At 69.2% G+C, this 21,691-nt stretch carries 19 protein-coding genes; 8 read left to right on the top strand and 11 right to left on the bottom strand.

What is annotated here, in order from left to right; genetic code table 11:
• Nucleotides 1–5: 5 nt before the first annotated feature.
• Nucleotides 6–1,040 carry an LLM class flavin-dependent oxidoreductase gene (locus KW843_RS15745; RefSeq protein ID WP_218296092.1) on the bottom strand — a complete coding sequence of 345 codons (1,035 nt, stop codon included), beginning with the start codon at nt 1,038–1,040 and terminating at the stop codon, nt 6–8.
• A 199-nt stretch (nt 1,041–1,239) separates the two neighbouring features.
• Here KW843_RS15745 and KW843_RS15740 point away from each other — a divergent pair, with 199 nt between their 5' ends.
• Nucleotides 1,240–1,725 (top strand): CZB domain-containing protein, encoded by a 486-nt coding sequence (locus KW843_RS15740; RefSeq protein ID WP_218296091.1) that lies wholly within the window; start codon nt 1,240–1,242, stop codon nt 1,723–1,725.
• Between the two features lie 341 nt (nt 1,726–2,066).
• A complete protein-coding gene (locus tag KW843_RS15735) occupies nt 2,067–2,819 on the top strand; it encodes a M48 family metallopeptidase (RefSeq protein WP_218296090.1) in 753 nt (250 codons plus the stop codon).
• Nucleotides 2,820–2,957: 138 nt separating this feature from the next.
• Here the strand turns inward: KW843_RS15735 and ruvC are convergent, their stop codons facing one another.
• The 4 genes from ruvC to KW843_RS15715 form a co-directional block, all read right to left on the bottom strand.
• A complete protein-coding gene (gene ruvC / locus KW843_RS15730; protein ID WP_218296089.1) occupies nt 2,958–3,506 on the bottom strand; it encodes a crossover junction endodeoxyribonuclease RuvC in 549 nt (182 codons plus the stop codon).
• 61 nt (nt 3,507–3,567) lie between these two features.
• Nucleotides 3,568–4,560, bottom strand: coding sequence for a phosphatidate cytidylyltransferase (locus tag KW843_RS15725; protein WP_218296088.1), 993 nt, complete (start codon nt 4,558–4,560; stop codon nt 3,568–3,570).
• Nucleotides 4,561–4,621: 61 nt separating this feature from the next.
• Nucleotides 4,622–5,389 carry a 1-acyl-sn-glycerol-3-phosphate acyltransferase gene (locus tag KW843_RS15720; RefSeq protein ID WP_218296087.1) on the bottom strand — a complete coding sequence of 256 codons (768 nt, stop codon included), beginning with the start codon at nt 5,387–5,389 and terminating at the stop codon, nt 4,622–4,624.
• Between the two features lie 80 nt (nt 5,390–5,469).
• The gene (locus KW843_RS15715) at nt 5,470–6,381 is read right to left on the bottom strand and encodes an AraC family transcriptional regulator (protein ID WP_255594768.1); all 912 of its coding nucleotides are present in this window, start codon (nt 6,379–6,381) and stop codon (nt 5,470–5,472) included.
• 76 nt (nt 6,382–6,457) lie between these two features.
• On the opposite strand from KW843_RS15715, the gene KW843_RS15710 reads away from it, so the two are divergent.
• A complete protein-coding gene (locus tag KW843_RS15710) occupies nt 6,458–7,891 on the top strand; it encodes a cytochrome P450 (protein ID WP_255594767.1) in 1,434 nt (477 codons plus the stop codon).
• 67 nt (nt 7,892–7,958) lie between these two features.
• Here the strand turns inward: KW843_RS15710 and mtgA are convergent, their stop codons facing one another.
• From mtgA to KW843_RS15685, 5 genes are all read right to left on the bottom strand, one after another.
• A complete protein-coding gene (mtgA, locus tag KW843_RS15705) occupies nt 7,959–8,693 on the bottom strand; it encodes a monofunctional biosynthetic peptidoglycan transglycosylase (RefSeq protein ID WP_218296084.1) in 735 nt (244 codons plus the stop codon).
• 29 nt (nt 8,694–8,722) lie between these two features.
• Nucleotides 8,723–9,571: a shikimate dehydrogenase gene (aroE, locus tag KW843_RS15700; protein WP_218296083.1), complete on the bottom strand. Its 849-nt coding sequence runs from the start codon at nt 9,569–9,571 to the stop codon at nt 8,723–8,725.
• A 120-nt stretch (nt 9,572–9,691) separates the two neighbouring features.
• Nucleotides 9,692–10,552, bottom strand: a complete 861-nt coding sequence (locus KW843_RS15695) for a TonB family protein (RefSeq protein ID WP_218296082.1) — start codon at nt 10,550–10,552, stop codon at nt 9,692–9,694.
• A 79-nt stretch (nt 10,553–10,631) separates the two neighbouring features.
• Nucleotides 10,632–12,707, bottom strand: coding sequence for a ribonuclease catalytic domain-containing protein (locus tag KW843_RS15690; protein WP_218296081.1), 2,076 nt, complete (start codon nt 12,705–12,707; stop codon nt 10,632–10,634).
• Between the two features lie 36 nt (nt 12,708–12,743).
• Complete coding sequence (locus KW843_RS15685) at nt 12,744–13,505, bottom strand: metallophosphoesterase (RefSeq protein ID WP_218296080.1); 762 nt, start codon at nt 13,503–13,505, stop codon at nt 12,744–12,746.
• A gap of 168 nt (nt 13,506–13,673) precedes the next feature.
• On the opposite strand from KW843_RS15685, the gene KW843_RS15680 reads away from it, so the two are divergent.
• Complete coding sequence (locus KW843_RS15680; protein ID WP_218296079.1) at nt 13,674–15,251, top strand: Wzy polymerase domain-containing protein; 1,578 nt, start codon at nt 13,674–13,676, stop codon at nt 15,249–15,251.
• Between the two features lie 27 nt (nt 15,252–15,278).
• On the opposite strand, the gene KW843_RS15675 is transcribed toward KW843_RS15680, so the two are convergent.
• Nucleotides 15,279–15,863, bottom strand: a complete 585-nt coding sequence (locus KW843_RS15675; RefSeq protein ID WP_218296078.1) for a YqiA/YcfP family alpha/beta fold hydrolase — start codon at nt 15,861–15,863, stop codon at nt 15,279–15,281.
• Nucleotides 15,864–15,975: 112 nt separating this feature from the next.
• Here KW843_RS15675 and KW843_RS15670 point away from each other — a divergent pair, with 112 nt between their 5' ends.
• From KW843_RS15670 to tldD, 4 genes are all read left to right on the top strand, one after another.
• Entirely contained in the window at nt 15,976–18,414 is a 2,439-nt protein-coding gene (locus tag KW843_RS15670; protein ID WP_218296077.1) for a serine/threonine protein kinase, read from the top strand.
• Nucleotides 18,415–18,459: 45 nt separating this feature from the next.
• Nucleotides 18,460–19,632, top strand: a complete 1,173-nt coding sequence (rodA, locus tag KW843_RS15665; protein ID WP_218296076.1) for a rod shape-determining protein RodA — start codon at nt 18,460–18,462, stop codon at nt 19,630–19,632.
• A 144-nt stretch (nt 19,633–19,776) separates the two neighbouring features.
• Nucleotides 19,777–20,115: a YegP family protein gene (locus KW843_RS15660; RefSeq protein WP_218296075.1), complete on the top strand. Its 339-nt coding sequence runs from the start codon at nt 19,777–19,779 to the stop codon at nt 20,113–20,115.
• An 83-nt stretch (nt 20,116–20,198) separates the two neighbouring features.
• Entirely contained in the window at nt 20,199–21,683 is a 1,485-nt protein-coding gene (tldD, locus tag KW843_RS15655) for a metalloprotease TldD (protein ID WP_218296074.1), read from the top strand.
• Nucleotides 21,684–21,691: the final 8 nt, after the last annotated feature.

Below are 21,691 nucleotides of genomic sequence, written 5' to 3'. Positions count from 1 at the left end.
GTGATTCAGGCTGGCAGAGGCAGGCCTGTGGCCCGAAGAGTGCCGTGGGCCTGCGCCGCGATGTCCAGCGAGCGCAGCCGCAGCGCCGGGTCGTACACGTCGCTCACCAGCATGAGCTCATCGGCGCCCGTGGCCTCGCTCAGTTGCTCCAGGCCTGCTCGCACGGTGTCCGGCCCGCCGATGACGGCGGCGGCCAGAAAGTCTCCGATGGCCGCACGTTCCTGCGGCTGCAGGCGCGCGGCGTAGTTTTCGATGGGTGGCAGCAGGCGGCGGCGGTCGCCCGTCAGGATGCCCAGCACCCGCTGGTAGGTGCTGCTGGCCAGGAACTCCGCTTCCTCGTCCGTGGGCGCTGCAATCAGGGGCACCCCGATCGCCACATAGGGCTTGGGCCAGGCGGCGGACGGGCGGTACAGGTTGCGGTACAGGTCGATGGCCTGGTGCAGCAGGCGCGGCGCGAAGTGCGAGGCAAAGGCATAGGGCAGGCCGCGCTCCGCCGCCAGTTGCGCCGAGAACAGGCTGGAGCCCAGCAGCCAGATGGGCACATTGGTGCCTGCGCCGGGCATCGCGATCAGGCGCTGGTTGGGTTCTGCCGGTGCCAGCAGGCGCTGCAGCTCGGCCACGTCCTGCGGAAAGTCGTCGGCCGTCTCCACCCGGCTGCGGCGCAATGCGCGCATGGTGGTGGGGTCGGTGCCCGGCGCGCGGCCCAGGCCCAGGTCGATGCGGCCGGGGTACAGCTCGGCCAGGGTGCCGAAGGCCTCGGCCACCACCAGCGGCGCGTGGTTGGGCAGCATGACGCCGCCCGAGCCCACGCGGATGCGCGAGGTGCCCCCCGCGATGTGCCCCACCAGCACGGCGGTGGCCGAGCTGGCGATGCCCGCCATGTTGTGGTGCTCCGCCAGCCAGTAGCGGGCAAAGCCCAGTTTTTCGGCGTGCTGCGCGGTGCGCAGGGCAATCTGCAGCGCGTCGGCGACGGTGCCGCCTTCGCGGACGGCGACCAGGTCGAGCATGGACAGGGCGGGGCGGGTGGCGGTGGAAGTCATGGGTGCATTGTCCGGCGGCCACCACATTCGTGCAGGCCGGGTGCCAGAGCTGGCAGCGGCTGAAGGGTTGCCCTGGGCCGCGTGCGCGGAGAGGCGATTTTTTGGTAGCCAAAAATGCGCCGCACCCACAAAATGTTTCAAGGCATTTCTGCCGGGACGATTTCCGGTTTCCCGCACGAGGCCTTTACTGGGACCAAGCATGGGTTTTTTCAGCCGCCTGTTCAAGATCCGGGAGCAAGACCCTGCCAGCCCCGACACCACCTGGGCCATGGAAGACAACGGCAGCGAGCTGGTGCTGGACGCCGAATACGCCTCCATGCTGATGACCGAGATCGACATCGACGCGGCCATCGCCAGCCACGAGCGCTGGCGCCTGCAGCTGCAGGACATGGTCAATGGCCGCTCGCAGGAGGTCATGCGGCCCGACCGCATCTGCCAGGACGACCGCTGCGACCTGGGCCGCTGGCTCTACGGCACGGGGCGCGTGCGGTTGGGGCACTTTCCGGCGTTCGACATGCTGGTGGCGCGGCACAAGTACTTCCACCAGCAGGCGGCCGATGTCGTGACCCTGTTCCAGGCGGGGGAGCAGCAAAAGGCCGTGCAGCTGCTCAACGGAAGCTGCCGCCACGCATCCAACCAGGTGCTGCTGCTGCTCAAGGAGCTCAAGCGGGGCCTGGGGCGCTGAATCCCGGGGGCAGCCGCATGACTGGGCGCGGCACAGCGGCTGACCAATACCGTCGAATGCTATGTTTTGTGCAGCGTGATGTGATTGACCAGTAAGCGCCTGGAGCGTTTTTTTCACATTCCCGGCTGTTCTGGCACGGCAATGGCTGCGGCCATCAGCGCCGCCGCGCCCGCCGCCAGCATCGGCACACAGTTCTTACATCTGCAGACATCACCAGGGGCCGGAAACGGCACTGGCGTGGCTATCCTTCGGCGCGCGCCCACCACTGCTTGCGGTTGGTTGCGCAAAAAAACAATCAGACCAAGATCAATCAACTGACTGACGTCAGAGAGGGAACCCCGATGGACCGCCGTAAATTGTTGACGCTCGTGACCCTGGCTTCCGGCGTGAGCGCCGTATCGCCCGTGTGGGCGCAGTTCGACCTGGGCAAGATGCTGGACGCGGGCAAGGACCTGGCCAAGTCCGAAAGCCTGTCGGACGAGGAACTCAAGAGCACGTTCGACCAGATGTCCGCCGAGATGGACCGCCAGAACAAGGTGGCCCCGGCAGGCAACCCCTACGCGACCCGCCTCACCAAACTCACCTCGGGCCTGGGCACGCACGACGGCCTCAAGATGAATTTCAAGGTCTACCTCACGCCCGAGATCAACGCCTTTGCCATGGCCAACGGCACGATCCGCGTGTATTCGGGCCTCATGGACAAGTTCACCGACGACGAGGTGCGCTACGTGATCGGCCACGAGATCGGCCACGTCAAGGCCGGCCACACCAAGGCCCGCATCCAGACCGCCCTGCGCACCAGCGCGCTGCGCAACGCCGTGGCGTCGAGCAACGGCAAGGCCGGTGCCATCGCCAGCTCGCAGCTGGGTGACCTGTTCGAGAAGGTGGTACGCGCCCAGCACTCGCAAGGCAATGAGCGCGAGGCCGATGACTACGCCATGGGCTTCATGAAGGCCAAGCGCTACCAGCCCGCGGCCTGCGTGACGGCCCTGGAAAAGCTCGCCGCCATGTCGGGCGGGGATTCCACCAGCTTCCTGTCCACGCACCCCTCGCCCAAGGAGCGTGCCGACCGGCTCAAGACGCAGGTGGCCTGACCCTGTCATTGCCGCAGAAACCCTGGTGGGGCTGTACCGCGCCTTCGGGCGCGGTATTTTTTTGCCTGTGGCACGCCGGCATTCCGGCGGGTGGCCGGGCGAAGCCGCAGCGGGGCGTTGTCTTGCGGGCGCCCGGGGTCAGTAGCTGCGCCCGCCCTTGTACATCGCATGCTGGCGCCGGTTGAGCGTGGCCGCTTCCCCCAGCCGCCCCATGGCCGCACCGGCATGCGCGTGGGTGATGGCCATGCCCAGGCCGTCGGCCGCATCGGTGCCCGGCAGGCCGGGCAGGCGCAGCAGGCGGCGCACCATCTCCTGCACCTGGCTCTTGGCCGCGCGGCCATGGCCGACCACGGCCTTCTTCATCTGCAGCGCGGTGTATTCGGCCACGGGCAGGTTGCTGGCCACCAGGGCCGTGATGCAGGCGCCGCGCGCCTGGCCCAGCAGCAGGGTGGACTGCGGATTGACGTTGACGAACACGATTTCGACCGAGGCCACATCGGGCTCGTAGCGCGCGGCCACTTCGGTGATGCCGTCGAACAGGATCTTCAGGCGCCCGGGCAGGTCACCCAGCGCCAGCGTGGTGGTGCGGATGGTGCCGCTGGCCACGTAGCTGAGCTGGTGGCCGTCCATGTCCACCACGCCGAAGCCGGTGGTCTGCAGGCCGGGGTCGATGCCGAGAATGCGCATTTGCTATTTATTTGATAGCTACCAGCGCTTGTCGGTAAAGCGCTGGTGGCCGATTTTATTGTCAGAGGCCGAAGTACCAGCGCACCGAATGGAAGAACACCGGCGCTGCGAAGCACAGGGCGTCCACCCGGTCGAGCAGGCCGCCCGCGCCGGTGACGGACATGCCCTGCATGCCCCAGCTCGTGATGCCACGGTCGCGCTTGAGCGCCTTCATCACCAGGTGCCCCAGGCTGCCCGCCACGCAGGCCAGCAGCGCCATGCCCAGCGCCTGCCCGGGCTTGAAGGGCGTGATGAAGGTGAGCAGCGTGCCCACCAGCCCGCCCACGCCCACGCCCGCCAGCCAGCTCGCCCACTGGAAGCTCTGGCTGACCTGCGGCGCCACGGGCTTGTGCGGAAAGCGCCGGCCCAGGAGATGCTGCACCACCATGCAGGTCTGCACCACGAAGACGAGGAAGAACACCAGGAAAGCGCCCTTGTCGCGGTAGCCCGGAAAGTCGAGCAGCAGCAGCGCGGGCACATGGCTCATGCCGTACACGCAGACCATGATGCCCCACTGCAGCTTGGCGTTGCGCTCCAGGAAGCGCTGCGGGTCGTTGGCCAGCGCGCTCACCACGGGCAGGGCCAGGAACACGTAGACGGGGATGAACACCGTGAACAGGTCGAAGTGCTTGCTGCCCACGATCCAGAACTGCAGCGGCAGCACCACGAAGAAGGCCAGCACCAGGCTGCGGTGGTCGCCCCGGCGCGTGGGCGAGAGCGTGATGAACTCGCGCAGCGCGAAAAAACCCACGATCGCGAAGAGCACGGTGGCCACGGTGTCGCCCAGCACCCAGCCCACCCAGAACACGGTGGCCATCATCCACGAGGTCTTGAGCAGGCCCCAGAAGCGCTTGGCCTCCAGCGCGCGCGCCTCGGATTCGGGATCGTCGCCCGCGTGCTCGCGCAGGTTGCGCACGAAGGCCCAGACGGTGACGATGGACAGGATGCCGAACACGACCAGGAACAGGGCCCCGATCTGCTGGGTGGCGGTGAGGTTGCGCAGGAAGTTGTTCATGTCCGTGCCGCCCCCGGGGGCGCGGCGATAGGCGAGGGCAGGGGCTTGGGGATCGTCATGGTCAGACTTCCCGCAGCGCGATCACGGCGCGGCGTGCGCGGTCCAGGAACGGACGGCGTTCTTCACCCGCTTCGAGCTGGACGGGTGCGCCAAAGGTCACGGAACACAGGATGGGCACGGGCACCACTTCGCCCTTGGGCATCACGCGCTGCACGTTGTTGATCCAGGCGGGCACCAGCACCACCTGCGGGAACATCTGCGCCAGCTTGAACAGGCCCGACTTGAACGGCTGCGGCTCGTCGCCATGGCCGCGCGTGCCCTCGGGGAAGATCACGATGGAGTCGCCGCTCTCCAGCGCGCGCACCAGCGGCGCCAGCGGGTCCGACTCGGGCAGCGCGGCGCGCAGCGCCTCGGGGCTGGGCGGGCGGGGCGGGGCTTCGGGCGAGGGGTCGGGGCCGCCGGCCATGGCGGTGTCGGCATCGGCCGGGGCCGCGGCCGCGGGCGCGCCCCCGGGCTCCGCCGCCACGGCCGCGGTCGGCCGCGCGGGCGTGGCCTGCCGGTCCACATAGACGGCGTTGAACACGGCCGTGGTGATCCATTGCCGCAAGGGCGTCTTGGTCCAGTAGTCCTTGGCCGCGATGGGGCGGGTGATGCTGCGCAGCTCCTCGGGCAGCGCGGCCCAGATCAGCACCATGTCGGCATGGCTCTGGTGGTTGGCGAAGTAGATACGCTGTTCGGCCTTGGGCGGGCAGCCATACCAGCGGGCCTGGGAGCCGGTGAGAAACCGCACGATCCCCAGCAGAAAAAGACTCATCAACTTGGCAAGCATGGCGGGGATGATACGTGGCGTGCGCCCTGCGGCGTGCGCCGCCGTGGCGGACTGCGGGCGGGCGGCCCCCCCCGCTGCACCTACACCCAGATGCGGTACGCCCAGAACGCTTCGTCGCCGTAGATGCCGTCATACAGTGCCTGCGGTGCGTAGCCGGTGACGCGCCGGGTGACGCGGCACAGGTGCGACTGGTCCGAGAAACCAGCGCCCGCCGCCACATCGGCCCATTTCACCGTGCCGTGGACAGCCTCGGCCGCGATGGTGTCGAAGAACGCCTGCTCGGCCTTGCCGAAGCCGCGCAGCTCGCGCAGCGGCAGCCCTGCCCAGCGCTTGATGCGGCGCTCCAGCTGGCGCAGGCTGCGGCCTGGGGCGGACACGGCGGCGCGTTGCGCGAGGTGCATGGCCCAGTCGCCATAGCGCTGCGCCTGCAGCGCTTGCGCGGGGCGGCAGGCTTGCCAGCGGGGCTCCAGAAATGCTTCCAGGCACGCCATGCGGGCCGCGTCGTCGGGCTGGTGCTGCACGGCTTCGCACATCGCGATCCAGTCGGGCGGCAGCACGGTTTGCGCGTCCACCATGCGGTCGGTCAGCGTCTCGGGCTCCAGGCCGATGAGCTGGTGCAGCGCATCGGGCATGAACATCACCATCATGGCGTGGGTGGGATGGGCGCAATAGCTGGTGCTGGGCCGAGTGTGCGGGCCCGTCAGCACCCAGCGACCGGGGTAGGCCTCGCGCGGGCTGTGCAGGCCGGGCATGGTGTCGGGGCGCTCGGGCACCAGGCATTCGCTGCGACCCTCAAACCACCAGCTCAGGCTGCACAGGGGCGTGGCCGGAAAGCGGTTGATGCGTTGCTCGTCACGGAGCGCGTAGCCCAGCGTGCTGCGCACCATGGCACCGCGCAGGCAGGCCGACAGGCTGGCGCGCGGCAGCCACAGCTGGCCCGAGGGGATCAGCCCCTGTGGATGCCGTGCGGAAGGTGGGACCAGGGTTGCCATGGGGCGCGAGTGTAGGCCAGGGGCGATGTCGAATTCGTTCAATACCCGGCGGCTGCTGCATTGCACCATGCACGGCATGAACACCACGACCACCACTCCCGCCGCGACCGCTCCGATACCCCCCGCCACCGCCCAGGCCGCACGGCCTGGCGGCCCTGCCCGCCGCTGGTGGGGGCTGCCCCTGCTGCGCGACATGCGCGCCGACTACCTGGGCTTTGTCGTGCGGCTGCAGCGCCGCCATGGCGACCTCACCCGCATGCGCCTGGTTCATGAGGATGCATGGGACCTCATGTCGCCCGAGCTGGTGCGCGAGGCGCTGGTCACCCATGCCGACCAACTGATCCGCTGGGAGCGCGGCATTGCCGTGTTCGAGCAGGTGTTTGGCCAGAGCGTGCTGGTCACCGAGGGCGACACCTGGCAGCGCCAGCGCCGCATGCTGATGCCCGCGTTCAGCCCCAGGCGCGTGGCGGGCTACGCGCAACTGATGACCGATGCCGCCCGCAGCGCGCTTGATGCGGCCGTGCCCGCCGGCCAGACCGAGGCGCTGGTGCCCATGGACACACTGTGGACCGGCGTGGCGATGGACGTGATCCTGCGCACGCTGTTCAGCGAGTCGGCAAAGGCCGATGCGCGCGACGCCGCCTGGGCCACGCAGACGCTGTCGGAGACGGCGTTCCGCGAAATGTTCATGCCCTTCACGCTGCCCGACTGGCTGCCCCTGCCCGGCAAGTCCGCCAAGCGGCGCGCGCTCAAGGCGCTCCGGGGGCTGGTGCAGCGCCACATCGATGCGCGCAGGCGGGAAGAGGGCGGCCCGGCGGGCGCTCCGCCGCGCACCGACCTGCTGCACATGCTGCTGGCGCTGCGCGACGAATCCACGGGCGAGCCGCTGTCGCCGCAGGAGGTCTTCGACCAGTGCATGGTCAGCTTCCAGGCCGGGCACGAAACCAGCGCCACCACGCTGCTGTGGTGGAGCCGCCTGATGACCGAACACCCCGAGGCCGCGCAGCGCGCGCAGGCCGAGGTGGACAGCGTGCTGCCCCCGGGCCAGACGCCCGGCCCCGAGCACCTGGCCCGGCTGCCCTTTCTGGCCGCCACGCTCAAGGAGGCGCTGCGCCTGTACCCGCCGATTGCCGCGCTGATGACCCGGCGCACCACCGCGCCCATCACGCTGGGGGGCGTGGCCGTGCCCCAGGGCGCCATGCTGCGCATCACCCCCTGGGTGCTGCACCGGGATGAACGCTGGTTTGCCCAGGCCGACCGGTTCGTGCCCGAGCGTTTTCTGGACGATGCCCCGGCCATCCCCAAGGGTGCATGGATACCGTTCGGCGTGGGCCCGCGCGCGTGCATTGGCCAGCACTTCGCGATGCTGGAGATGACGCTGCTCGCGGCCATGCTGCTGCAGCGCTATCAGCTGCGGTTGCCGGGTGGGGCGCCCGCGTGCGCGCCGAGGCTGCACGTGACCTTGCGGCCTGACGGGCCGGTGATGGTGCGGCTGGCGCGGCGGCGCTAGGCGCGCCGCCCGGTCGGGTGCAGGGCCAGGTGCCCCCAGGCCCTGCGGTGGCGCAGGGCCCGCCCCGTCACGGCAGCTCCGCGCTGCCCATGCGCGCCAGAATCGTCCGCGACCGGCCCGCCAGATACGCGGACCCGGGTGTTTTCTCGAAGCGCTTGGGGGCCGGGAGCATCACCGCCAGGCGCGCGGCCTCGCCGGCGGTGAGTTTGCTGGCGCTCTTGCGAAAGTAGTGCTGCGCGGCCGCCTCGGCGCCGAACACGCCTTCGCCCCACTCCACGCTGTTGAGGTAGATCTCCAGGATGCGCTGCTTGGAGAGCAGTTGCTCCAGCAGCAGCGTCAGCACGAACTCCTGGCCCTTGCGCAGCAGCGTGCGCTCGCCCGAGAGCAGCAGGTTCTTGGCCAGTTGCTGCGTGATGGTCGAGCCGCCCCGGATCTTCGGGGCGCGCACGGGGCGGTCGGGGGCGCGGGCCTGCGCCTTGCTGGCCTGGGCCTCGGCCTTGGCGTTGCGCTCCCAGGCCTTCTCGATGGCCGTCCAGTCCACGCCGTCGTGGCTCACGAAGCCATCGTCTTCCGACGCGATCACGGCGCGCTTGAGCGAGTCCGAGATGCTCGCGTAGGGCACCCATTGCTGGCGCCAGCGCACCTGGCCCGTGCTGGACAGCTGCGCCCAGGCCTCGGAGCGCTGGAAGCTGGTGGATTCCGGGTCGATGGCCACCATGGCCGCGATGCGGACCACGAAGAACAGCTGCAGCGCCACGAAGGCGAGCACCACCAGTCCCAGCCAGCGCAGCACGGCTTTCATCGCAGCGTGTCCTTGTTCCGTGGGTTCAGTCAGAGGGCGGATTGGAGTTCGGCCAGCACCTGCGCCGAGGGCGGGCGCACGCCGCGCCACAGCAGGAACGCTTCGGCGGCCTGCTCCACCAGCATGCCCAGGCCGTCGCGCGGCACGGCGCCGTGGCGCCGGGCCCATTCCAGAAAACCCTGCGCTGCGGGGCCATACATCATGTCGTAGGCCAGGCAGCCCGGGCGCAGCACGTGGGCGGGCACCGGCACCTCGGCACCGGCAAGGCTGCTGGCCGTGGCATTGATGATGACATCAAAATTGGCATCTAGCGCTTGTGGGATAAGCGCTAGCAGCTCCGATTTTTGTAGTGAGGCCAGTGCGCTGTGCGATTGCACCAGGGCCTGTGCCTTGGCCAGCGTGCGGTTGGCCACGGTGATGTGGCGCGCACCGGCCCGCAGCAGTGGGCCCAGCACGCCCGCAGCGGCGCCACCGGCGCCCACCAGCAGCACATCGCGCCCCGCCAGCGAGATGCCCGCGTTGCGCGTGATGTCGGCCACCAGGCCCAGGCCGTCGGTGTTGTCGGCATAGATGCCGCCGTCGGCGCGGAAGGTCAGGGTGTTGGCCGCACCGGCCAGTTGCACGCGTTCGCTGCATTCGGTGGCGAGACCGGGCGCCTCGGTCTTGAAAGGCACGGTGACATTGCAGCCGCGCCCGCCCTGGGCCGCGAAGTCGCGCACGCCCTGCGCAAAACCATCCATGGGCACCAGGCGGCGCTCGTAGGCGATGTGCTCGCCCGTCAGTTCGGCGAAGCGGGCGTGGATGGCGGGCGAGCGGCTGTGCGCCACCGGGTTGCCCATCACGCAGTACAGGTCGGGGGCGAGAGGCGAAGGTGTCATGGGAACAACAAGGGCTGCATGCAGGGAGCGGGGTCAGGCCGGGGCTGCCGCGGAACTGGCTTTGCCAGGCGGCTGGCGGCGTCGCCCTGGGGGGAAGGCGCCGCAGGCGACTCAGGGGGGTTACCGAACACTGGTTTCCAGGGTTTGGTCCCGCGTGAACTTGAAGCGCGCCACCATGGCGATCTGGTCGGCCTTCTTGCGCATGTCGGTGCCAAAGGCGCCAAAGGGCCCTGCGGCGCGGGCAATGGCCTCGGCGCGCCGGTCGAGTGTGGTGTTGCCCGAGCCTTGCACCACCTCGGTCTCCAGCACGCGGCCGTCGTGGTTGACGGTGACGATCATCGTGAGCTCGCCGTACAGCTTGCGCCCGCCCTGTTCGGGGAAGTTCTCGGTGCCCTTGTCTTCCACCTTGCGGCGCAGCGTGTCGTAGTAGGCGGCGTAGGCTTCCTCGCGCGTGGCGGGGCTGATGTAGCGCTTCTTGGGGCGCGAGTTTTCTTCGTTGATGCGCTTTTCGATCTCGGCCAGCAGCTTGACGAGCTGGCGCCGCTTTTCCTGCTCGTTGGCCTGCTCGGCGCTCTGGCTGGGCTTGCGCGGGTCGGGCTCGGGCAGGGTGGCCAGCTGCTTGCGCAGCTGGGCCAGCAGCTGCGCCTGCTGCTCCTGCATCGCATCCATCTTGCGCTGCGCTTCCTCGAAATCGTCGCCAATGGCCGTGAGCGCCGAATACGGCAGGGGGCTGGTGGCGCGGCCCTTGTCGGCATCGCCGCCGCCCGCCAGGTTGGTCTGGGCGATGGCCTGGGCCTTGTCGGGGCGTTCGTTGGACTTGGCGTTGACCAGGATGACTTCGAGCGGCGTGTCCTGGAACACGCGGTTGAAACCTTCGGGGTCGATGAAGCGCACCGAGATCAGCGCGGCGTGCACGGCGATGGACACGCCCAGCGCCAGCTGCAGCGTGCTGAAGGTGCGAAGGAAGGCGGGCAGTTTCATTTCAGGGATGCCCCCGAATCCAACGCGGCCCCCTCGGGGGGCCGCGGCCAGACGGGGCCGGGGAGCGTGGGGGCCATGTTCACGGGGTGGGATTATCAGCGGTGGCGGGTTCGGCCTCGTTCACATCCACGGCGATGGCGATGGGCCCCGCCACGGTGTCGTCTTCTTCCTCGGCGTCCTCCACCGGGCCGTCGTCGCTGCTATCGGCCGGGTCGTCCAGGCGCTCGATCACGGTGCCGTGGATGTCCAGGGTGATCTCGTCCACCTCGCCCAGCTTCACCAGGAGGCGCGCGCCGCGCGGCAGGTTCTGCGCGCCCAGCACCGGGAAGACCAGCGGAATGTCGTCCGCCCGCACCAAAAAGCTGCCGCCCGGGCCTTCCTTGAAGACGGTGGCGTTCAGTTCGGTGATGCCGTGCTGCTCTACATATTTGAGCGTCCAGAAGCGTTCCATGCCGGCCTGGTAGCCGTTGTAGGCGCTGTAGGCGCCGTCGAAGCTGCTGATGATGGAGAACAGGTCGGCGTCCTTGGGCTTGAAGGGCGCGGCCAGCGCGGCGGTCTTGCCGTGGCGGGCGCAGGCAATGATCTGCCACTGGTTGACCAGGTCGGTGTAGCGGCGCAGGGGCGATGTGGCCCATGAATACGCCTTCACGCCGATGCCCGCATGCGGCAGTGCCTTGGTGCCCATGCGCACCTTCACGCCCGGCGCCATGCTGGCCTGGCTGCGGTAGATGCCGGGCACGCCCAGCTCGGCCATCCAGCTGCCCCAGGTGCTGTTGGCCACGATCATGGCCTCGGCCACGATGAGGTCGAGCGGCGCGCCGCGCTGGCGCACGCTGATCTGCACTTGTTCATCACCCGTGGGCTCGGCGCCGTTGTTGCCGACCAGGCGGAAGTTGTAGTCCGGCCGGTTGAAGTTCTCGGGCTTGCCGCGCACGACTTCGCGGCGGGCCTTGAGGTCCTTGGCCAGGCGGTGCAAAAATGATAGCTGGGGGCGCAGTTCGGACAAGCGCTGGGGGTCATTTTGATGCTCGAACGCCGGGTTGGACAGCCATTCTTCGGTCACCACCGCATCGAGCTGGTCGTGGCGCAGGTTGGCGACCACGTGCACGCGCTCGAGCTTGGTCTCGGAGCTCTTGAACTCCAGCGTGGCCTCGTCGATGGTCACGTACAGCGACACGGCCGGGTTGGCGCGGCCCTCGTCCAGCGTGTAGGTCTGCACCACGTCGTCGGGCAGCATGGTGATCTTGTAGCCCGGCATGTACACCGTGGACAGGCGCGCGCGGCCGAGCTGGTCGATGGCGCTGCCCGGCTGGATCGCCAGGCCGGGCGCCGCGATGTGGATGCCCAGCACCACGGTGCCCGTACCCAGGCCCTGCACCGACAGCGCATCGTCGATTTCGGTGGTCTGCGAATCGTCGATGGAATACGCCTGCGCGGGCGACAGCGGCAGCTCGTCCGCAATGGCGGGCGCCGTGACGGCCGGAAAGCCCGTGCCCTTGGGGAAGTTCTCGAACAGAAAGCGCTTCCAGTGGAACTGGTAGGCCGAGTCGATGGCGCCGGCCTTTTGCAGCAGGTCGAGCGGCGCGGTGTGCGTGGCGCGGCTGGCGTCCACCACGGCCTTGTATTCAGGCGCGTTCTTGTCGGGCTTGAACAGGATCTTGTAGAGCTGGTCGCGGATCGGCTGCGGGCATTCGCCGCGTCCGAGCGCTGCGGCCCATTCGTCGATCTGCGCGAGGACGGCCTTTTTCTTCTCGATGGCCGCCAGCGCCTGCTGCAGGATCTCGGCCGAGGCCTTCTTGAACCGGCCCTTGCCCGCGCGGCGGAAATAGTGGGGCGCGTCGTACAGGCGGAACAGCGCACCGGCCTGCTGGGCCAGCGTGGCGTTGTCGGAGAAATAGTCGCGCGCCAGGTCGGCAAAGCCGAATTCGTCCTCGGGCGCGAATTCCCAGGCCAGGTCCAGCTCGATGGTCTCGGCCACGGCCTGGGCCTGGGCGACCAGCTCGGCGGGAGCAGGTTTCTCGAATTTCAGGAGGAGGTTGGCGGCCTTGACCTTGACCCGTTTGCCCGAGTCGAGCTCGACCTGGGCGGAGGTGTCGGCTTCGGACAGGATACGGCCGGCCATGAACTTGCCGGCTTCTTCAAACAATGCATGCATGGCCGGCATTCTCCCATGGGCGCCGGGCGCCGATTGTCAGATCTCCAGGACCAGTCCGGGAGCGAACGCCTTGTTTTCCACCACGCCCTGGGGCGCGTAGCCCCGTGGATTGGCGACGACGCGCGTGGCGCCGATGGTGTAGTCGAAGCTGTCGTGCACGTGGCCGTGCAGCCACAGGCGGGGTTGCCAGCGCAGGATGCGCTCCTCCAGGTCGGAGACGAAGCAGGCATTGAGCGGCGAGCCGGCGAACTGGCTGGCAATGCTGCCGCGCGCCGGCGCGAAGTGCGTGACGACCACGCTGGGGCCGTCAAACGGCTCGGCAAAACGCTCTTCCAGCCAGGCGACGGACTGGTCGAAGAGCATCTGCGACACCGCGGGGGTGAACGGCTGGGGAAATTCGGGCGCCACGCGGATGCGGGTGAAGTCGCGCACCAGCTCCACGGCCTTGGCCAGGGTCTCGTCGCGTTGCTGCGGCGAGTCAAAAAGCCGGTAGTCCGACCACAGCGTGCACCCCAGGAAACGCACGCCGCCGTGGCGCCACTCGCCACGTTCGAGCACCCGCACGCCGCTGCCCTCGGCATGCGCGCGCAGCTGCGCCATGGTGGTCACGAGGTCCGAGCCGTAGAACTCGTGGTTGCCCGCCACGAAGACCGTGGGCAGTCCCAGCTGCCGTGCCCACGCCATGGCCTGCGCGGGCCGCTGCAGGTCTCCGGCCAGCACCACCACGTCGGCGTCGGGCACGGCAAGGGCCAGGGGCTGCACGGACAGGTGCAGGTCGGAAAGCAGGGCGATTCTCATGGGGTGTGCGAGGAAGTTGCCTGGTGGAGATGTTACCGGCGGCCCGGGAGCTCCCGCCAGGCGGGAGGACGGCAGGGCAGGTGCGGGCAGGCGGCGGCGCGCGGGGTGCGGGGTGCGAAACCAGCCCCTATGATCCAGGGTCCTTCATGATGGCACGGTTCTATCGACATGCTTTTTGATGCCATTGCCGCACCGCTGGCGTTGCTCGCAGTGGTCTTGCCGTTCCTCTTCGCCTTCACCGACTCCCCGATCTCCAATTTCTGGCCCGTGCTGGTGTCGTGGGTGTGCGTGGCCGTGCTCCTGCTGCTGGGGGCCTGGTCGGTGCACGCGGAGGCACCCCGGCGCGGAGGGCGCGCCTGGTGGGGAATGCTGCTGGCGGGCGGGCTGGGCGCGGCCGCGGTCGTGGCCAGCGCCATCGGACTTGTCCAGTACGTGGCGGGCGATGTGGGCCTGGGCCCCTGGATCCACGCCTCCGTGCCCGGGCAGGCCGTGGGCAATCTGCGCCAGCGCAACCAGCAGGCGACCTTGCTCAGCCTGGGCACATGGGCCTGGCTGTGGTGGGCGCTGCATGCCCGGCCGTCCCACGCAGGGGAACGCGGCGGGGAAGCGCCGGGCCCGGGGCGGTGGCCGCCATCCACCGCGCTCTCGAACGTGCTTGCTGCGGCAGCGCTGGCGGGGATCGCCGTGGGCGAGGCCGCCACGGCGTCGCGGACAGTCGCCGTGCAGTGGCTGCTCATCCTGGGGCTGCTGGTGCTGTGGCGGGGGCCCGGCAGGGGCAGCGCGCTGCGCATGGGCGCGGTCGGGCTTTCGATTTTTCTCGCGGCCGCATGGCTGCTGCCCGAGCTGCTCTGGCAGTTCCAGGGCGTCCGTGCAGATGCGCTGTTCCATCGCTTCACCGATGGCGCGCACGCGTGCACCAGCCGCCGGGTGCTGTGGTCCAACATGTTCACCCTGATCGCGCAAAAGCCCTGGCTGGGCTGGGGCTGGGGGGAGCTGGACTATGCGCACTACATCACGCTGTTCCCCGGCGAGCGCTTTTGCGTGCTGCTGGACAACGCGCACAACCTGCCCCTGCACCTGGCCGTGGAGCTGGGCCTGCCGGCGGCCCTGGCGCTGTGCGGGGCGTTCGTGGCCTGGTGCGTGCACGCCCGGCCGTGGCGCGAGACCGATCCCGCGCGCCAGCTGGCCTGGGGTGCCCTGGCGATCATCGGGCTGCACAGCATGCTGGAGTACCCGCTGTGGTACGGGCCTTTTCAGCTGGTGGCCCTGCTGTCGGTGGCGCTGCTGGCCTGGCCGCGGCGGGCGGCGGGCGGCCCCGCGCGGGGGGCGGGGCTTGCGGGGCTGGTGGGGGCCGTGGCGGTCCTCGCCGTGTGCGGCGTTGCCGCCTGGGACTACCACCGCGTGAGCCAGTTCTACAAGCCCAGCGCGCAAAGGGCCCCGGCGTACCGGGATGACCTGCCGGGCCGGGTGTCCTCTTCCGTGATGTTTGCGAGCCAGCTGGACTTCGCGCGCCTCACCACGATGGCGCTCTCGCGGGACAACGCGCAGCAGATGAATGCCCTGGCCCACGAGCTGCTCCATTACTCTCCCGAGCCCCGCGTCATCGAGGCACTGATCGAAAGCGCCGTGATGCTGGGCAAGGACGATGAAGCCGCGTTCCACATGAAGCGCTACCGCATCGCCTACCCGGACGACCATGCCCGCTGGATGGGGGCGGGTGGCGCCGGGGCGTCCCGCGCCCGCTGAGCACAGGCGCCCGCGTGGCGCTGGTGGTCAGGCCAAGCGCAGGAACTGCGCCACCTGGGGCAGGTGGTCGCTGAAATTGGCGAGGGCGTGTTCGCCCCCCTCCTGCACGATCCGCCGCGCATGCGTGTAGCGCGCCGCCATTTCCCGCCAGTCCAGCACTTCGTCGCCCTTGGCGATGATGGCCATCTCCGGGGCGGCGGGGGGCTGGTCCGAAGTGTCCAGCGCCCGCAGCTCGCCGATGTACTCCGGCTGGAAGTAGAACCGCTGTGCCGGGTCGTGCCAGGAGGTCTGCTCGCCGATGTGGCGCTCCAGGTCGCGCGCCGGGTGGACGGCGGGGTTGAGCATCACGCTGGGGCAGCCCTTGTGGTGCGCCACCCAGCTGGCATAGAAACCGCCGAGCGACGAGCCGACCACCGCCATGGCCGCGCCGGGCCAGTGGGCGATGCCCTGCGCCACCAGCGCCATCGCCGCCCGGGGCGACGGCGGCAGCTGGGGGCACCAGAAGGTGACGCCCGGATGGTGCAGCGCCACGTACGCCGCCATCTGCCGGGCCTTGGCGGACTGGGGAGAGGAGCGAAAGCCGTGCAGGTACAGGAGGTGGGTGGTGGTCATGGAGGGGGAAAACGACAAGGCAGGGGAATCACTGCTGCAAAGGGCGGTGGCCCAGACATAAGATGCGTGGCATGGGCGCCACACGGTGGAGCCCGCAGCCTTGATCCCCACCATGACTGATTTTGCCCCGCTTTCCACCGCCAAACGCTGGGCCCTGGGATCCGCCGAGAAGCCGCCCGCTTCATTGGGGAGGTTCGAGCTGAAAAGGCTTCTGGGCCGGGGCGCCCAGGCCACGGTGTGGCTGGCGCTGGACCCGCGCCTGCAGCGCGAGGTGGCCATCAAGCTCATGCGCCCCGTGCAGGACCAGGACCCGTCGGTGCTCGAACACTGGCTGCGCGAGGCCCGGCACGTGGGGCGCCTCGCGCACCCCTTCATCGTGCCGGTGTTCGAGGCGGACGTGCAGGGCCGCCAGCCCTACATCGTCTTCGAGTACGTGCCGGGCAGGACACTGGCCGAACACTTGGCGCAGCAGGGGCGCTGCACGCCCCACGATGCCGTGGCCCTGATGGTGGACGTGCTCGACGGCCTGCAGGCTGCGCACCAGGCCGGCATCGTGCACCGCGACCTCAAGCCGTCCAACATCATGATCGACGCCCAGCGCCACGCCCGGGTCATGGACTTCGGCATGGCGGCGCCCATGCAGGCCGCGCCGGATGCCCAGATGGCCAGCGGCACCCCGGCCTACCTGGCGCCCGAGGCCGCGGCGGGCGCGGCGCCCGCGCCCGCCATGGATGTGTATTCCGCGGCGCTGGTGCTGGTGGAAATGCTCACCGGCCATCCGCTGGTCCACCAGAAGGACACCTGGCAGGCGCTGTACCACATCGCCAATGAAGCCCTGCAGCTGCCGCAGGACCTGGGCCCGGGCGTGGACGACGGGCTGCGGGCCATCCTGCAGCGCGCCATGGCCCGCGAGCCGGGCGGGCGCTACGCCTCGGCGGCGGAGTTTCGCGATGCCCTGCGCGCCTGGGCCGCGCCCGCGAGCGCGCCCACGGCGGCCAGCAACGCCACGCTCGACTTCCTGCTGCGGCGCATGCGCCACAAGAGCGATTTCCCGGCGCTCTCCGATTCGGTGGCGCGCATCCAGCGCGTCGCCAACTCCGAGGACGACAGCATCAGCGACCTCACGCACGAGATCCTGAAGGATGTGGCGCTCACCAACAAGCTGCTGCGCCTGGTCAACAGCGTGCACTACGCCCATGCGGGGCGCGGCACGATCAGCACCGTGTCGCGCGCGGTGAGCCTGGTGGGTTTCAACGCCGTGCGTAACATGGCGCTCAGCCTGGTGCTGCTGGACCACATGCAGGACAAGGCCCATGCGAGCCAGATGCGCGAGGAGTTCCTGCGCGCCATGATGGCCGGCTCGGTGGCGGCCGAACTGTGCGCATCGGCCCAGGCGGCCGAGGAGGCTTTCATCGGGGCCATGTTCCAGAACCTGGGGCGCATGCTGTGCGAGTTCTATTTTCCGGAAGAGGCGCGGCAGGTGCGCAGCCTGCTGGCATCGGGCCGCGTGGAAGGCGGCGAAGAAGCCGCGGCGCTGCAGGTGCTGGGCCTGGGGTTCGAGGACCTGGGCGTGGGCGTGGCCCGCGTCTGGGGGCTGCCCGAGAGCCTGCAGCGCTGCATGCGAAAGCCCCTGGGCTCGCCGATGCAGCGCGCCCCGGAACAGGGGGTGGAGCGCCTGCGGTGGGTGGCCATGGCGGCCAACGAGGTGGCCAGCACGCTGCTGCTGAGCGAGCCGGCCGCGCTGGAAGGGCGCCTTGGCCAGATCGGCACGCGCTATTCGCGCACGCTGGCGTTGTCCGCCGACGCGATCTCCGATGCCACCCTGCGTGCCCGCCACAAGCTGGTGGCGCTGGCCGAGGCGCTGGACCTGCGCGTGGACCCGGGCACGCCCGCCGCGCGGCTGCTGAAGCTGCCGCCCCCGACGGGTGCCGCCATGCCGCAGGACGACCCCCTGGGCTCGCACGAGCTGCGGGCCAGCGAAACCCAGCCGCTGCCCGCGGTGCTCGAGTCCCAGGCCGGCGGCGCGGTGTCGGTGGCGCAGGTCAACGAGGTGCTGGCCGCGGGCATCCAGGATGTCACCAACGCCATGGTCGAGAGCTTTCAGCTCAACGACGTGCTGCGCATGATCCTGGAGACCATGTTTCGCGCGCTGGGGTTCCGGCGCATGGTGTTTTGCCTGCGCGAGGCGCGCACCGACCTGCTGACCGGCCGCTTCGGCCTGGGCGAAGGCAGCGAGGCCGCCGTGCGCGCCATGAAAGTGCCGCTCAAGGCCCAGGGAGACCTGTTCGCCGCCGTCTGCCTGCGCGGCGCCGACACGCTCATCAACGACGCGACCGAGCCCAGGATGCAGTCCCGCCTGCCCGAGTGGTACCGCACGGGGCTCAACGCACCCTCGTTCCTGCTGCTTCCGCTGCAGATCAAGGGCCAGACCTTCGCGCTCATCTACGCCGACCAGTCCATGGCCGGGGGCATCGTCGTGGACGACAAGGCCCTCGGGCTGCTGCGCACCCTGCGCAACCAGGCGGTGATGGCCTTTCGCCAGGCGGGGTGAACGCCGCCTGGTGCGGGCGGGCCCCGGGGCCACGATAATCCCGCGATGGCCGTTGTTTTTGAGAAACCCACGCTCGCCCAGCGTTTTCTTCCCCTGTTTCGCGGGTTCGACCTGCCGCTGCTCCTGGTGGTGGTGCTGCTGGCATGCGCCGGGCTGCTGGCCATGTATTCGTCGGGCTACGACCACGGCACGCGCTTCATGGACCATGGGCGCAACATGCTCATCGCGGGGGCGATCCTGTTCATGGTGGCCCAGGTGCCGCCGCAGAAGATCATGGTGTTCGCCGTGCCGCTGTATGCGGCGGGCGTGGCGCTGCTCGTGGCGGTGGCGCTGTTCGGCATCACCAAAAAAGGCGCGCAGCGCTGGGTCAACGTCGGTATCGTCATCCAGCCCAGCGAAATCCTGAAAATTGCCATGCCGCTGATGCTCGCGTGGTGGTTCCAGAAGCGGGAAGGGACCCTGCGCCCGCTCGACTTTGCCGCCGCGGGGCTGCTGCTGGCCCTGCCGGTGGGGCTGATCATGAAGCAGCCCGACCTGGGCACCTCGCTGCTGGTGCTGGCGGCGGGGCTGTCGGTGATCTTCTTCGCGGGCCTGTCCTGGAAACTGGTGCTTCCGCCGGTGCTGCTGGGGGGCATTGGCGTGCTGGCGCTGGTGCTCCTGGGCGACCAGCTGTGCGCGGACGGCGTGCGCTGGTCGGTGCTGCATGACTATCAGCAGCAGCGCATCTGCACCCTGCTGGACCCGACGCGCGATCCGCTGGGCAAGGGATTCCACATCATCCAGGGCATGATCGCCATCGGCTCCGGGGGCATGTGGGGCAAGGGCTTCATGGCGGGCACGCAGACGCACCTGGAGTTCATCCCGGAGCGCACCACCGACTTCATCTTTGCCGCGTTTTCCGAGGAATTCGGCTTGGCGGGCAACCTTTTCCTGCTGGTCTGCTTCCTGATGCTGGTCTGGCGCGGGCTGTCGATCGCCGCGGGGGCCACGAGCCTGTTCGGGCGCCTCATGGCCGGGGCGGTCTCCATGATCTTCTTCACCTACGCCTTCGTGAACATGGGCATGGTCAGCGGAATACTGCCCGTGGTGGGCGTGCCACTGCCCTTCATCAGCTATGGCGGCACCGCCATGGTCACGCTGGGCCTGGCACTGGGCATCCTGATGTCGGTCGCCCGCGCCCAGAAGCAGGAACCCAAGGACGCGCGTCCCGCGCTGTAGCGCACCGCGCCGGGGCGGCGTGGCCCCGGATGAATCTTGGCAAGGCCCAGGGTCTCTGCCCGGGCGTTGCGTGGGCCGCCGCAAGAGGGTACAAACCGGCAGGCCAACTGTGCCTTGGCCTCAGAGCAACCGAAGGGATTCCCCATGGCGGCGAAGTTCGAGCTGAAGAAGTCGAAGAACGATAAATTTGTCTTCAACCTGCTGGCCACCAACGGCCAGGTGATCCTGACCAGCGAGCTGTACGAATCCCGGGCCAGCGCGCTGGGCGGGATCGAGGCCGTGCGCAAGAACGCGCCCGAGGGCGGCCGGTTCGGACGCCTGAGCGCCAAGGACGGATCCCCTTACTTCACGCTCAAGGCGGGCAATGGCCAGGTCATCGGGCAAAGCCAGATGTACTCCGGCGCCAAGGCGCGGGATGCGGGCATCGAATCCGTGCAGGCGCACGCCCCGCAGGCCGGCCTGGACGATCAGACGGCAGCCTGAGCATCGGGGCGGCCGCGTGATGCGGCATAGGGACATACCGCCTCGTGCCCTGCCGGGCATGGCCGCGCGCCTAAAATGCCCCGATGACTTCCCGCTCCACCACTGCCGCGCCCCAGCGCGCGGCCACCAGCCAGCGCATCGACGTCGCTCGCGAACTGCTGCTGACCCCCTTCGGGCTCGATGAGAGCCATCTCGCACGGGCATTGGCCGAGATCCGCACCCACCAGGTGGACGATGCGGACCTGTACTTCCAGTACACGCGCAGCGAGGGCTGGAGCCTGGAAGAGGGCATCGTCAAGACGGGCTCCTTCAGCATCGACCAGGGGGTGGGGGTGCGGGCGGTCAGCGGGGAAAAGACGGCTTTTGCCTACTCGGACGACATCTCGCAGGCTTCCTTGATGGATGCGGCCCGCACGGTGCGATCCATTTCGTCTGCAGCGCAGGCGGGGAAAGCGCGGGTAGCTACTAAAAAGATAGCTGCTGGCCGCAGCCTGTACCCCGGCGTGGACCCGATCGCCTCCCTGGACAGCACCGCCAAGGTGGCGCTGCTCGAGAAGCTGGAACAGCGCGCGCGCGCGAAGGACCCGCGCGTGGCGCAGGTGATGGCGGGCCTGGCCAGCGAGTACGACGTGGTGCTGGTGGCCCGGGCCGACGGTACGCTGGCGGCCGATGTGCGCCCCCTGGTGCGCCTGTCGGTGACGGTGATCGCCGAGCAGAACGGCCGCCGCGAGATGGGGTCCGCCGGCGGCGGTGGCCGCTTCGGCCTGGCCTACTTCGACGACGAGCAGATGGGCCGCTACGTGGACGAAGCGGTCCATGCCGCGCTGGTGAACCTGGAGTCCCGCCCCGCGCCTGCTGGCGAAATGACCGTGGTGCTGGGCCCTGGCTGGCCTGGCATCCTGCTGCACGAGGCCATCGGCCATGGGCTGGAAGGCGACTTCAACCGCAAGGGCTCCAGCGCATTCAGCGGGCGGATCGGCCAGCGCGTGGCGGCCAAGGGCGTCACGGTGCTGGACGACGGCACCATCGCCGACCGCCGCGGCTCGCTCAACGTGGACGACGAAGGCCACGCCAGCCAGCGCAACGTGCTCATCGAGGACGGCATCCTCAAGGGCTACATCCAGGATTCCCTCAACGCACGCCTGATGGGCGTGGCGCCCACCGGCAACGGACGGCGCGAGAGCTACGCCCACATCCCCATGCCGCGCATGACCAACACCTACATGCTGGGCGGCGACAAGGATCCCCAGGAGATCGTGGCCAGTATCAAGAAAGGCCTGTTCGCGAGCAACTTCGGCGGCGGCCAGGTGGACATCACTTCGGGCAAGTTCGTGTTCTCCGCCAGCGAGGCCTACTGGGTCGAGAACGGCAAGATCCTCTACCCCGTGAAGGGCGCCACCATCATCGGCAGCGGCCCCGAGTCGCTCAAGAAGGTGACCATGATCGGCAACGACATGCGCCTGGACAGCGGCGTGGGCACCTGCGGCAAGGAAGGCCAGAGCGTACCCGTGGGCGTCGGCCAGCCTACCTTGCGCATCGAGGGGCTGACGGTGGGCGGCACGGCCTGACATCCGCA

It is taken from the genome of Acidovorax sp. sif1233 (assembly GCF_019218755.1).
GTDB lineage: Bacteria > Pseudomonadota > Gammaproteobacteria > Burkholderiales > Burkholderiaceae_C > Acidovorax.
The sequence above is the reverse complement of the archived record's forward strand: the minus strand, read 5'-3'. Positions and strand labels throughout refer to the sequence as shown.